Annotated in this window: 13 protein-coding genes; 9 read left to right on the top strand and 4 right to left on the bottom strand. The window is 70.1% G+C overall.

The features are described 5' to 3' along the window. Positions 1-39: 39 nt before the first annotated feature. The 3 genes from OG953_RS05530 to OG953_RS05540 are packed head-to-tail and all read left to right on the top strand — an operon-like array spanning position 40 to position 2877. On the top strand, positions 40-882 hold the full coding sequence (locus OG953_RS05530; protein ID WP_405691655.1) for a YndJ family protein: 843 nt from the start codon (positions 40-42) through the stop codon (positions 880-882). Continuing rightward, the gene (locus OG953_RS05535) at positions 879-1391 is read left to right on the top strand and encodes a DUF1990 family protein (RefSeq protein WP_405682815.1); all 513 of its coding nucleotides are present in this window, start codon (positions 879-881) and stop codon (positions 1389-1391) included. Before OG953_RS05530 ends, OG953_RS05535 begins: the two co-directional genes overlap by 4 nt. Positions 1392-1440: 49 nt before the next feature. Next, the gene (locus OG953_RS05540) at positions 1441-2877 is read left to right on the top strand and encodes a lipase maturation factor family protein (protein WP_405682816.1); all 1437 of its coding nucleotides are present in this window, start codon (positions 1441-1443) and stop codon (positions 2875-2877) included. On the opposite strand, the gene OG953_RS05545 is transcribed toward OG953_RS05540, so the two are convergent. From OG953_RS05545 to OG953_RS05555, 3 genes are all read right to left on the bottom strand, one after another. Next, positions 2855-3061, bottom strand: coding sequence for a hypothetical protein (locus tag OG953_RS05545; protein ID WP_405682817.1), 207 nt, complete (start codon positions 3059-3061; stop codon positions 2855-2857). The genes OG953_RS05540 and OG953_RS05545 overlap by 23 nt on opposite strands. Positions 3062-3185: 124 nt before the next feature. Then, complete coding sequence (locus OG953_RS05550; protein WP_405682819.1) at positions 3186-3362, bottom strand: hypothetical protein; 177 nt, start codon at positions 3360-3362, stop codon at positions 3186-3188. A gap of 347 nt (positions 3363-3709) precedes the next feature. Next, positions 3710-5194: an SDR family NAD(P)-dependent oxidoreductase gene (locus OG953_RS05555; RefSeq protein ID WP_405682821.1), complete on the bottom strand. Its 1485-nt coding sequence runs from the start codon at positions 5192-5194 to the stop codon at positions 3710-3712. A 258-nt stretch (positions 5195-5452) separates the two neighbouring features. Between OG953_RS05555 and OG953_RS05560 the strand changes: the two genes are divergently transcribed. From OG953_RS05560 to OG953_RS05585, 6 genes are all read left to right on the top strand, one after another. After that, positions 5453-6733: a PP2C family protein-serine/threonine phosphatase gene (locus tag OG953_RS05560; RefSeq protein WP_405682822.1), complete on the top strand. Its 1281-nt coding sequence runs from the start codon at positions 5453-5455 to the stop codon at positions 6731-6733. After that, the gene (locus OG953_RS05565) at positions 6730-8355 is read left to right on the top strand and encodes an ATP-binding protein (RefSeq protein ID WP_405682823.1); all 1626 of its coding nucleotides are present in this window, start codon (positions 6730-6732) and stop codon (positions 8353-8355) included. Before OG953_RS05560 ends, OG953_RS05565 begins: the two co-directional genes overlap by 4 nt. A gap of 99 nt (positions 8356-8454) precedes the next feature. Then, positions 8455-8910, top strand: coding sequence for an ATP-binding protein (locus OG953_RS05570; protein WP_405682824.1), 456 nt, complete (start codon positions 8455-8457; stop codon positions 8908-8910). 14 nt (positions 8911-8924) lie between these two features. Further along, the gene (locus tag OG953_RS05575) at positions 8925-9479 is read left to right on the top strand and encodes a hypothetical protein (RefSeq protein WP_405682825.1); all 555 of its coding nucleotides are present in this window, start codon (positions 8925-8927) and stop codon (positions 9477-9479) included. Beyond that, a complete protein-coding gene (locus OG953_RS05580; RefSeq protein WP_405682827.1) occupies positions 9476-9706 on the top strand; it encodes a hypothetical protein in 231 nt (76 codons plus the stop codon). The genes OG953_RS05575 and OG953_RS05580 overlap by 4 nt, the downstream gene beginning before the upstream one ends. A gap of 182 nt (positions 9707-9888) precedes the next feature. Continuing rightward, the gene (locus tag OG953_RS05585; RefSeq protein ID WP_405682828.1) at positions 9889-11535 is read left to right on the top strand and encodes an APC family permease; all 1647 of its coding nucleotides are present in this window, start codon (positions 9889-9891) and stop codon (positions 11533-11535) included. A gap of 35 nt (positions 11536-11570) precedes the next feature. Here OG953_RS05585 and OG953_RS05590 read toward each other — a convergent pair whose 3' ends face one another. Further along, positions 11571-12251, bottom strand: coding sequence for a (2Fe-2S)-binding protein (locus OG953_RS05590; RefSeq protein WP_405682829.1), 681 nt, complete (start codon positions 12249-12251; stop codon positions 11571-11573). Between the last annotated feature and the right edge of the window lie 178 nt (positions 12252-12429).

Raw genomic sequence — 12429 nt, forward strand, 5'->3', positions numbered from 1 at the left:
ACCGACCAGAGTTGAATACGTTCAAGTCGGGGGATGGCCATGTCGGTGCTGGTCGGTCTGATCGTGATGCTGGGCATGCTGGTGGTGGTCCCGGTGGGGCTGCGGCTGGCCGGTGCGCCCGAGCTGGACCGGATGCGGCGCCTGTGGCCGCTTTTCGCCGTCCCCGGCGCCGTCTCCCTGTGGTTGCCGCGCGGCGCGGCAGCCACCGCCCTGGCGGCCTGCTACGCGCTCGGGGCCGTACTCCTCGCGCTGCACGCCCCGCCCCGGCTGCTCCGTAATCTCTCGACGTCCGGAGCACCCGCCGAGATCGCCCTGCTCACCGCCCTGGTCACCCCTTCGATCGCCGCCATCGCGCTGGTCGCCGAACGCTCGGGGCACGCACTCTTCGGCTTCGGGCTCGGCATCCTGGCACTGACCGTGCCGCACTTCCACTTCGCCGGATTCGCCGCCGCGCTGGTCTCGGGGCTCGTCTGCCGGATCGCCGACAGTGCCGCAGGCAGGTTCGCTGCGCTGAGCGTGCCGCTGGGCACCCTGCTCGTCCTGATCGGCTACTTCATCGGGGACTGGGCCGAGTTGGCCGGGGCAGCCGTTCTGACAGCGGGCATGTGGACCGTCGCCCTGCTCACCTGGCGATCGATCCGCGGCAGGCAACGGGACCGGATCACGCGGCTGCTGCTCGCCACCTCGTCCGCCGTGCTCGTGGTCACCATGGTGCTCGCGCTGAGCTGGGCGCTGGGCGAGGCCACCGGGCTCCCTCACCCCACGCTGACGTGGATGGCTGCCACCCACGGTCTCGGCAACGCACTGGGCTTCGCACTCTGCTCCGTGCTCGCCTGGCGCAGGATCCGGAACCACACCGATCACGAGGACAGGACCGCATGAGCACTTTCACCTACCCCGAGGTCGGAGCCACTCGCCTCGGCCCGCTTCCCGACGGCTACCACCACCTCCACCACCGGACCCGGGTCGGGCGCGGCCGGGCCGACTTCGAGGCAGCGGGCGCGGCGGTCACCGAATGGCGCATGCATCGCACCAGCGGAGCCGGGGTCCGCGCGTCGGCGGCCCGCGCCGAGGCCGGGGTCTCGGTTCGGGTGTCGCTGGGCATCGGCCCGTTCCGGTTCACCGCACCCTGCCGGGTCGTCTGGGCCGCGTACGAGAAGGACCGCATCGGATTCGCCTACGGGACGCTGGTCCGGCACCCCGAGTGCGGCGAGGAGTGCTTCATGGTGGAGCTCGCGGACGACGGGGCGGTGTGGTTCACCGTCATGGCGTTCAGCCGCCCGGCCGCCTGGCACACCCGGCTCGCGGGGCCCGTCGTACCGGTGATCCAGCGGTGGTACGCCCGCAGGCTCGGCACCACGCTGCGCCGGATCGTCACCGAAGGCCGGTGAGCACGGGCCTGAAGGGCCGAGCCGCGTCACCGGACCGATACTGGAAACGATGGAGTGGTTCACCGCAGACGGGTACTGGCTCAGCCGGCTGATCTTCCAGCGGGCTCTGGCCGGCATCTATCTGGTCGCGTTTCTCACCGCCGCGCTCCAGTTCCGGGCGTTGATCGGCGAACGCGGCATGCTGCCCGTACCGGATTTCCTGCGGCGTACGGACTGGCGCAGCGCGCCCGGCCTCTTCCGGCTCCACTACTCCGACCGCTTCTTCGCCCTCGTCTGCTGGACCGGCTGCGCGCTCGCCGTCGCACTGATCGCGGGCGTGGACGCGTATGTTCCGCTCTGGGCGGCGATGGTTCTCTGGGCACTGCCGTGGGCGCTCTATCTGTCGATCGTCCAGGTCGGCCAGACGTGGTACGGCTTCGGCTGGGAGTCCCTGCTGCTGGAGACCGGCTTCCTCGCCGTCTTTCTCGGCAACGCGGACACGGCGCCGCCCGTGCTGGTGCTGTGGCTGCTGCGCTGGGTGCTGTTCCGGGTGGAGTTCGGCGCCGGGCTGATCAAGATCCGCGGCGACGAGTGCTGGCGCAAGCTGACGTGTCTGTACTTCCACCACGAGACCCAGCCGATGCCGGGACCGCTGAGCTGGTTCTTCCACCGGCTGCCGAGGCCCGTCCACCGGGCCGAGGTGGCGGCCAACCATGTCACTCAACTCCTGGTGCCGGTGCTCCTCTTCACTCCACAGCCGGTGGCGAGCGCGGCCGCGGGGCTGATGATCGTCACCCAGCTGTGGCTGGTCGTCTCGGGGAACTTCGCCTGGCTGAACTGGGTGACGATCACTCTCGCCCTGTCCGCCGTCGACTGGTCCCTGTTCACCGAGCCGCCCGCGCAGTCCGCGCCGCCGCTCTGGTACGAGATCGTCGTCATCGCGGTCACCGCGCTGGTCGTGTTCCTCAGCTACCGCCCGGCGCACAATCTGGTCTCCCGCCGCCAGGTGATGAACCGCTCGTTCGACCCGCTGCATCTGGTCAATACCTACGGCGCGTTCGGCAGCATCAGCCGGGTCCGGCTGGAGGTGGTGGTCGAGGGCACCGACGAGCAGGTGCTCCACGACGGCACGGTCTGGCAGGAGTACGGCTTCCGCGGCAAGCCGGGCGATCCGCGCCGGCTGCCCCGCCAGTTCGCCCCGTACCATCTGCGGCTCGACTGGCTGATGTGGTTCGCGGCGCTCTCCCCCGCGTACGCGGGCCCCTGGTTCGGCCAGTTCGTGGAGCGGCTGCTGGAGAACGACCGGGACACGCTGCGGCTGCTGCGTCACAACCCGTTCCCGGGGACCCCGCCCACACATGTCCGCGCCAGGCTGTACCACTACCGGTACACGACCTGGCGCGAACTGCGGGCCACGGGACGCTGGTGGCACCGCACCTATGTGCGGGACTTCATGCCCCCCGTATCGCTCGGTCCCTCCTGGCTCAGCCCAACCAGGCGATCTTGAACACCCAGGCGTGCTTCCCGCTCCTGAGGGCCGCCGCCGGTACGTCGATCACCAGCGAGCCGCCCGGGGTGCGCCGGCTGAGCGGCCGGACGTGGCCGAGCAGGGTGACCCGGTCACCGCGGGACACCGAAGGTGAGCGAGCGTCGGACGGTGGCGGCCTGCTGTCCGCGTCCGCGTGCGACAACGTTGCCGTCCCTGGCGGTGCCCAGTTCCCGAACAGCGGACGCCCCCGAACACCCGAGCTCCGGCCCACCCCTCGCGGGGTGCGGGCCGGAGTTCGGGTGTGAAGGTGTGAAGGTGAGAAGCGGTCAGTCGACGCTGGGCAGGATGTGCGGCTCGGCGAGGTCGTCCTCGTAGCCGGCCAGCCGGATCGGCGCGGACCTGGCCCAGACCTCGATGTTCCGGAGCTTCTCGGGCCCGCGGGCCCGCTCTCCGTTCCGTTCGGCGGGTCGCTTCTCGCGCTTCGTCAGTTCTGGTGTCGTCACCGCGCACTCCTTTGTGTCGCGTAACCCCGGGCGTCGCCGACGCCCCGGCCTCAATACCGGGAGTCGACCACCCGCGAGGGGCAGGGGCAAGATCGGTTCGGTCGCGGTGGCGCCGGGTACGGGGCGGGACGGCGACTTGGTTGCAAGTCTGTCCCAGGACGGTCGAGGAGGTTTTGTGGACTCCTCGATGACGTCCGTTCGCATCAGATTAACCAAATGAGCGCGATCCCGCTCGATGGAATGTGTGCACTAGGTCACTTTCGGCCATCGAGTACGGAAAAGACCCGGCCGGGAACGAGTCGCGGGCCGGGTCCACGGCGCCGCACGAACGCTGCGCCACCGGTTGGCTACCAGTTGGCGGGCGCGTAGTCCTTGAGGAAGCAGCCGTACAGGTTCTCGCCCTCCTCGCCGCGCACGATCGGGTCGTAGACGCGGGCGGCGCCGTCGACCAGGTCGAGCGGGGCGTGGAAGCCCTCTTCGGCGAGGCGGATCTTGTCGGGGTGCGGGCGCTCGTCGGTGATCCAGCCGGTGTCGACGGCGGTCATCAGGATGCCGTCCTTCTCGAACATCTCCTGGGCGCTGGTGCGGGTGAGCATGTTCAGCGCGGCCTTGGCCATGTTGGTGTGCGGGTGGCCCGCGCCCTTGTAACCACGACTGAACACGCCCTCCATCGCGGAGACGTTGACCACATAGGCGCGCTTGGCGGCGGTCGCCGCCATCGCCGGGCGGAGCCGGCTGATCAGGATGAAGGGTGCGGTGGAGTTGCAGAGCTGGACTTCCAGCAGCTCGATCGGTTCGACCTCTTCGACGGTCTGGATCCAGCTGTTGGTGTCATGCAGGTCGGGTACGAGACCGCCGGCGTCGATCGCCGTTCCGGCGGCGATCCGCTCCAGGGAGGCGGACCCGGTGACCAGGGCGAGCTCGGTGACGTCCTGCGCGCTCAGGCCTTCCTTGCGGGCAGCCGGGAGGGCCGCGACACGGTCGACGGTGCCGCTGCCGAAGGTGCCGATGACCTCGGCGGCAGGCAGCTCGCCCGCCGGGAGCGGGGCGGACTCGGCGTTGACCAGTTCGCTGTACGCGTTCGCGGAGCGGCGCACGGTCTGCGCCGCGTTGTTGATCAGAATGTCCAGCGGCCCCTCGGCCGCGACCGAGTCGGCGAGCGCGACGACCTGGGCGGGGTCGCGCAGATCGATGCCGACGATCTTCAGCCGGTGGATCCACTCGTCGCTGTCCGGCATCGCCTTGAAACGGCGGATCGCGTCGTTGGGGAAACGGGTGGTAATGGTGGTGTGCGCACCGTCGCGCAGCAGCCGCAGCGCGATGTACATGCCGATCTTCGCGCGGCCGCCGGTGAGGAGCGCGCGCCGGCCGGTGAGGTCGGTCCGTGCGTCGCGGCGCGAGCGGTTCTCCTTGGCGCACTGCTGGCAGAGCTGGTGGTAGAACGCGTCCACCTCGACGTACCTGGTCTTGCAGATGTAGCAGGACCGGGGCCGCTGGAGAACGCCCGCGATCTCGGCACGGGCCGAGGACGACGGCAGGACCCCCTGGGTCTCGTCGTCGATGCGGTCGGCCGAGCCGGTCGCGGTGGCCTCGGTGACAGCCTTGTCGTGCGCGGTTTTGGCGGCGCGGCGCTCCTGACGGCGGCGCTGCTTCACGGTCCGGTAGATCCCGGCCGTGGCGCGGCGCACGGCGATGGCGTCGGGGTGGTCGACCTCGATGTTGTCGAGTTCGTCGAGCACGCTCAGGCAGACGGCCAGCCGCTCCGGGTCGATACCGGGACCGAACTCCTCAGTACCGGGAGCGAGCTCCGGGCTGTCCTCTGTCACCGTCATTGCCGTTCCTCTGTCGCTTGTCACTCGTGGCGCCGACCGCCATACGTGGTCCTGCCGGGCCGAACGCCCCGATCAAGTCTGCCATGCACCGGATGCTGCTCCGTTCGCGTGACTTCACAGTGGTTCACCGCAGTTCGCGGGCGCATGTGTGCATGGCTGCGGCCCTCCGCCCCGACGGCTCCGCCACGGATCGGTCACATATGCTTCCGTGCGATACGGCCAGGGTTGAGCTGTGCCGTCCGTACAAGGGGGTGGAGAGTGGCCGAACTCCCTGCGGGCGGCCCTCCGGCGCAGCCTGTGCGCCCGGCCGCCGTCCCCGTACAGAACAGACTTGTGCCGGTCGGCGACAGTCTCGGCAACGGTTCGGTGTGGGACGTCGATGCCGTGATCCTGCTGGTCGAGGACGACGCCGGTGATGCGCTCCTCGTCGAGGAGATGCTCGCGGACAGCGAACTGGACTCCGCGCCGACCTGGTGCAGGACGCTCGCGGAGGCGCGCCGGTTCCTGGCCGGCTGTCGGACCCCGTGCTGCGTACTGCTCGATCTGCACCTGTCCGATGTGTACGGCCTGGACGCCGTCACCCAGATCGTCGAGTCGGCGCCCGATGCGGCCATTGTGGTGCTGACCGGCAGGGCCGAGGCCGATACGGGCCTGTCGGCCGTGGCGACCGGCGCCCAGGACTATCTCGTCAAGGGGCGGCTGGATCCGGAGGCGCTGGGCCGCTCGGTCCGGTACGCCCTCCAGCGCAAGCAGGTCGAGCGCGCCGCCGCGGCGCTGCGTGCCAACCGGCTGGTGGCGCAGGAGAACGCCCGCCTCGAACGCGGGCTGCTGCCCGTGCCCCTGCTACGCGACGACTCCTTCGAAGCGGTGGCGCGATACGCACCGGGCCGGGCGCACGCCCTGCTCAGCGGTGACTTCTACGACGTGGTGCAGACGTCCGACGGCACGGTGCACGCGGTGATCGGCGACGTGTCGGGTCACGGGGCGGCGGAGGCGGCGCTGGGTGTCTGTCTGAGGGTGGCCTGGCGCACCGCGGTGTTGTGCGCCACCGGCCAGCTCGAACAGGTCGGGCTACTGGAGGAGATCCTGGTCGCCGAACGTTCCGACCCGCATGTCTTCGCCACCGTCACCTCACTGTCCTTCGCGCCGGACCGCCGTCGGGTGCGGGTGGTGCGGGCCGGTCACCCCGGGCTGCTGCTGCGCAGCGGTGCCCGGGTGAGCCGGGTCGAGCCTGAGTCCGGAATGGCCCTGGGGCTGCTCCCGGGGGCGGGGCGGTGGAGCGTCTCGGAGCTGTCCCTGCCCGGGGACGGCCGGATCGTCCTCTTCACGGACGGCCTCTTCGAGGGGCGCACGGGGCCTGGTTCCCGGCTGGGCGAGGACGGGCTGCTCGCCATGGCCCGCAGGCACGGGGCGCTGGCGGCCCGCGCCTTTGTGGACGCCCTGGTCGACGAGGCCGCCGGGGCCGCGTCCCCGTACGGCGGTCTCGCCGACGACGTGGCCGTGCTCCATCTGGGCTGGGGACGGGGGGATCCGCGATGAGCGGCCGGGACGCATCGCCGGCCCGTCGACGCGGCCTCGCCTCACGCCTGTCGGTCCAGAGCTGGGTCCATCTGATTCTCGCCGTCTTCGTACTGGTCGTCTGCGCCGAGCTGACCGTCGGTGGCCTGGTGCTGTCCCGGATATCCGACCGCACCACCGAACTGGTGGACCGCATCCAGCCCGCCCGCTCGTCGTCCTTCCAGTTGCAGAACACCCTGCTGGACCAGGAGACCGGGGTTCGCGGATACGCGCTCACCGGTGACTCGACCTTCCTACGGCCGTACGAGGCGGGGATGCGGGACGAGAAGCTGCGGCTGGCCGAGGTGCGTGCCCTCGTCGGGGACGAGCAGCCCTTCGCCCGCGATCTCGACCGGATCGCCGCAGCCGCGCGGGAGTGGCGCAGCCGGCACGCCGAGCCACTGGTCGCCGCGGTCCGCCGGGACGGCCCGGCGTCCGAGTCCTCGGCCCCGATCCGGCGGAGCAAGGGCGAATTCGACACTCTGCGGCGGCTGTACACGACACAGCAGGCGCATCTCGATGTGGCGCGCGACCGGGCCCGCGCCGATCTGAGCACCGCCCGCACCACCCGTGACCAGGTGCTCATCTCGCTGGTCGGGGGCTTTCTGCTCGCGGTTGTCTCGCTGAGTCTGCTGCTGAACCGGATGGTGGGCCGGCCGCTGCGCCGGCTGACCGCCGCCTCGGACACGGTCAGCTCGGGGGCGTTCCGTAACCGGATCGAGGTCGACGGACCGTCCGACGTGCGGGCGGTGGCGGCGGCCGTGGAGGACATGCGCCGCCGCATCGTCGAGGAGCTCGCCGAATCCCAGGAGCGCGGGAGGCTGCTGGCGGAACAGGCACAGGAGCTGCGCCGGTCCAATGCCGAACTGGAACAGTTCGCCTATGTCGCCTCGCACGATCTGCAGGAACCGCTGCGCAAGGTCGCCTCGTTCTGCCGGCTTCTGGAGAAGCGGTACGCCGCGGAGCTCGACGACCGGGCGCGGCAGTACATCGACTACGCGGTCGACGGCGCCGAGCGGATGCAGGTGCTGATCAACGATCTGCTCACCTTCTCCCGTATGGGGCGGGTGCACGACAAGTGGAAGCCGGTCGACCTCGACCGCTCCCTCGACCGTGCGCTGGCCAATCTCGCGCTGGTCGTCGAGGAGTCCGGTGCCGAGGTCGTTCGGAAGGGCCCGCTGCCCGAACCGACCGGGGACGCGACGGCGCTCGCCATGGTCTGGCAGAACCTGATCGGCAACGCGGTGAAGTTCCGCCGCCCCGACGTACCGTGCCGGATCACGGTCGGCTGCGTACGGGACGGCGATGACTGGCACTTCTCCGTGGCGGACAACGGCATAGGTATCCCGCCGGAGTTCTCGCAGAAGGTGTTCGTCATCTTCCAGCGTCTGCACGGCAGGGAGCAGTACGAGGGAACGGGCATCGGTCTGGCCCTGTGCCGGAAGATCGTGGAGTTCCACGGGGGCCGGATCTGGCTGGAGCCGGAGGCCGCCGAAGGCACCTGTATCCGCTTCACGTTGCCGGTCGTCCCCGCCGTATCCGCGCGCACCACTGCTGAACCGCTCGTCGCGGAATCCCTCGTCGGGCGGCCCGGCCATAGCTGAGATCTGCCGGATTTTCCCCGGAGTGGGACCGTTCGTCGCGGGTAGGCGAACGTCGAGAAGCTGTCATCGAACACCCCTGCGTCGCCCTGGCTGGAGCACATGAACGAACAGGTCACCTCACGACCGGCCGGCCGCCCCTGCGGAGACCGGCTCACGGAGGTTCTGCACAGCGCCGAGGTGTTCGACGGCGAGCCCGGCTGCATCGCGCAGGCCCGGGCCCTGACCGACCGCTTTCTGGTCCGGCTGGCCGCGGAGTGGCTCGCGGTCTTCGGCGAGCGCACCCGCAGCGATCTGATGCTGGCCGTGAGCGAGCTGGTCACCAATGCCGACCGCTACAGCCAGGGCCCGTATCTGCTGGAGCTGGAGGGCACCGCGGAGCGCGTCAGCGTCACGGTGTACGACAGCAGCACGGCCTTGCCGCTGTTCTACTCACCCGACCCGACGCGCCCCGGCGGCCACGGCATGGAGATCGTGGTGGCGCTGTGCGACCGGCTGACCGCCGAGCGCGTGCCGGTGGGCAAGCGTATCCGGGCCGAGTTCGAGCTGAGCAGCTGAGCTGTGGCTCATTCATGACTTTGGGTGCGGATGGCCCGAAGGCTCTGGCGGATGCCGAGGGCCAAGGGGTGCTGGAGGCGTCGCGATCCCTGTTCACCCACTATCGGCGCCTCGGCCAGAGCGTGAGCCCGGGACTGTTGCTTCCCGTACTCATCGCCCAGACGCATACGTTACGGAAGCCGGCAGCCACCGTCGGCCCCGCCACGCGCTCCGGGCTGCTGGCTCTCGGCTCGCGGTACGCCGAGTATGTGGGCTGGCTGGTGCAGGAAACCGGAAACGAGGAAGCCGCCCTGTGGTGGACCGACCGCGCCGTGGACCTGGCAACGGCCTGCGGCGATCGTGACCTCGTCGGATACGCGCTGGTGCGGCGGGCCCTGTTCACGCTGTACCGCGAGGATGCCCGGCAGACCGTGGCCTTGTCCCTGCGCGGCCAGGACGGTGCGCTGCCGGCGCGGATCCGGGGGCCGGCCTCGCAACGTGAAGCGCAGGGACACGCGATACGCTCACCGCTCTGGACTCGGCGCGGAATTCCCTCCTCAGAGGCCGTGAGACCCAGGACGAGTCGGTGACGAACGCCGTCGCCGCCGAGGGGCGGGACAGGCTTCACACCCTCCTGCGCGCCGATCCATCGGCGCGCGCGGAACTCCGCTCGCTGCTCGACTCACTCGGTGAACCGCCCCGAAACCAGGCGTCACCCGCCGTGCACAACGTGATCAGCGGTGGCGTCCAGCACGGGCCGGTCATCCAGACCGGCCGCATCGACGGATCGGTGCTGTCCACGCCGCACAACGACTGACACATCCCCTCCGGGTCGTTCGGATCCACCATCGGGCGACGACCTCAGGTGCGAGCCGACCGGCGCAACTTCCGCGTGCTCCGGGAACGATTCACGAAGATCGGGGCATCCTGTTGAGGTCCCCCTGGACGCAGACCTACACCCCACGCCTCATCCCCACCGGAACAAGGGGTGCATGCCGCATGCGGATGTCCAAGCCGGTCGCACCCACGGCGCCCACGAATCCGGGCCTCAAGCGGGAAATCGGGCTGATCGGTCTCATCTGGACCTCGGAGGGGTCCATCATCGGGTCCGGCTGGCTGTTCGGCGCCCTGTTCGCCGCGCAGGCAGCCGGCACGGCGGCGCTCATTTCCTGGGGAATCGGGGCACTCGCCATCATTGTGCTGGCGTTCGTCCACGCCGAACTGGGGGCCATGTACCCGGTGGCGGGCGGGACCGCCCGCTTCCCGCACTATGCCTTCGGCAGTGCCGCCGGTGCGTCCTTCGGATGGTTCTCGTGGCTGCAGGCCGTCACCGTGGCGCCGATCGAGGTCATGGCGTCGCTGAACTATCTCAGCGTCCACGCCCCCTGGTTGCAGACCGGCAAGAATCACCTGACACCCGCGGGGTACGGGCTGGCTGTCGCGTTCATGGCGTTCTTCGTCGTCGTCAACTTCCTCGGCATCAAATGGCTCGCCCACACCAACAGCGTGGCGACGTGGTGGAAAGTGGCCGTCCCCGTCTTCACCATCATCGTGCTGGCCGCCACCACCTTTCACAGCGGCAACTTCGGCTACCAGGGCTTCGCCCCCTTCGGCGCCGGGGGCGTGCTCTCCGCCATCAGCACCAGCGGCATCATCTTCGCGCTCCTCGGCTTCGAGCAGGCCGACCAGCTCGCGGGCGAGAGCCGTAACCCGGCCAGGGACATCCCGCGGGCGGTGATCGGCTCCATCCTCATCGGCGTCCTCGTCTATGTGGCACTTCAGGTCGTCTTCATCGCCGCCCTGCCGCACAGCGCGTTCGCCCACGGCTGGGCCAATCTCTCCTTCAGCGGAAAGGCGGGCCCGTTCGCCGGGCTCGCCACCTCCGTCGGACTCGGCTGGCTCGCCACGCTGTTGTACATCGACGCGGTCGTGTCACCGTCCGGTACGGGCCTGATCTATACCACCGCCACCTCTCGGGTCTCCTACGGCCTGTCCCGCAACGGCTACGTCCCCGCGGTCTTCGAGCGCACCACCAAGCGCGGCGTCCCGTGGTTCAGCCTGCTCTTCGCGTTCGTGGTCGGCCTCATCGTGTTCCTGCCGTTCCCCACGTGGCAGAAGCTGGTCGGCTTCGTCACGTCCGCGAGTGTGCTGATGTACGCGGGGGCGCCGCTCGCCTTCGGATGCCTGCGCAAACAGGACCCGGACCGGCCTCGCCCGTACCGGCTGCCCGCCGGGATGTTCTGGGCGCCCGTGGCCTTCATCGTCTCGAACCTGATCATCTACTGGGCGGGCTGGGACACCCTGTGGCGGCTCGGCGTGGCCATCGTGCTCGGCTATCTGCTGCTGGGCGGCTCCGCGCTGCTCAAGCTCAACCCAAAGGTTCCGCACATGGACTGGCGGTCCGCGCAGTGGCTGCCGGTGTACCTCGTGGGCATGGGGCTGATCTCCTGGCAGGGCGGCTTCTGCAGCACCGGCCCGGCGTCGTCAGCGTCCTGCGGTGCGACCGATGCCGTGCCGCTGTGGTGGGACGTCGTGCTCATCGCCGCGTTCAGCCTGGTGATCTACTTCTGGGCCCAGGCCGTGCGGCTCCCCGACGAGGAGACCCAGGAGTACATCGGCTCCGTCGAGGTGGTGCCTGGCGGGTGACCCGGCCTCCCGCCCGGCTCCGGCGCGTCCGGGTGTCAGACGTTCTCGAAGACGCAGTCGCCGCACAGACCGCCGCCCGGGCAGCGGTAGTACAGGCAGCAACTGCGGCGGCGGAACGCCGGGTCGTGCGGGGCGCCGGTGTTCCGGAGGTCCGGGTGGTCGAGGAGTTCGGCGGCCAGGGCGCGGGCCCGGCCCGACACGTCGGGGCGGCGGTGGGTGCGGGCCCAGGTGACCAGTTCGCGCAGGGCTCCCGCCAGCGCCGAACCCGCGTTGCCCCACAGCAGCCCGTTCGACAGGTGGCCGTCGCGGTGGATCGCCTCGGCGAGGGGCACGAGATGGGCGTACTGCACGGCTTCCCGAATCCGGGCAGCGGTAGCGGGCAGCGATTCGGCGGTGCTCAGCCACAGGTCGTCGGGGACGGTGTGCTGTGGGTCCCAGTGCAGGGCATCGGGCGAGAGATCGGGGAAACGGCCGGTCACGGCCGCCGGGCCGAGTGCGATCGACCAGAGGCGGGAGGCCAGCCCCAGGTGTGCGACGGAGGCGGCGACTCTGCGCTCAGGGGTACGGAGCCGGGTGGCGACCGTGTCGATGCGGGCCGTGAGCGGTGCGGACTCCCCCGCGTACAACAGTGCCAGCGGGCGGTACGCTCCGTCGGGCGGTGAAGCGGTACGCAGTGTGAAGAATCCGCCCACAGAGGCCGCTGCCGGCTCGTCCATCGTGTTGCCCCTTCTCGGCTCCCCGGCCGCCACTCGTGACATCGCGGGCACCCGGAGTGCCGCGACCCGCCCTTCACCGTAACCCCTCGGGTTGATCGCTCCGGGGCCCTCCGGAGGGAGGACTACCGCTGGGAGGAGGACACTGGGAGTACTCACGTACTACCAAGGCAGTACGCAG

The organism is Streptomyces sp. NBC_00057 (genome assembly GCF_045041165.1).
Classification (GTDB): domain Bacteria; phylum Actinomycetota; class Actinomycetes; order Streptomycetales; family Streptomycetaceae; genus Streptomyces.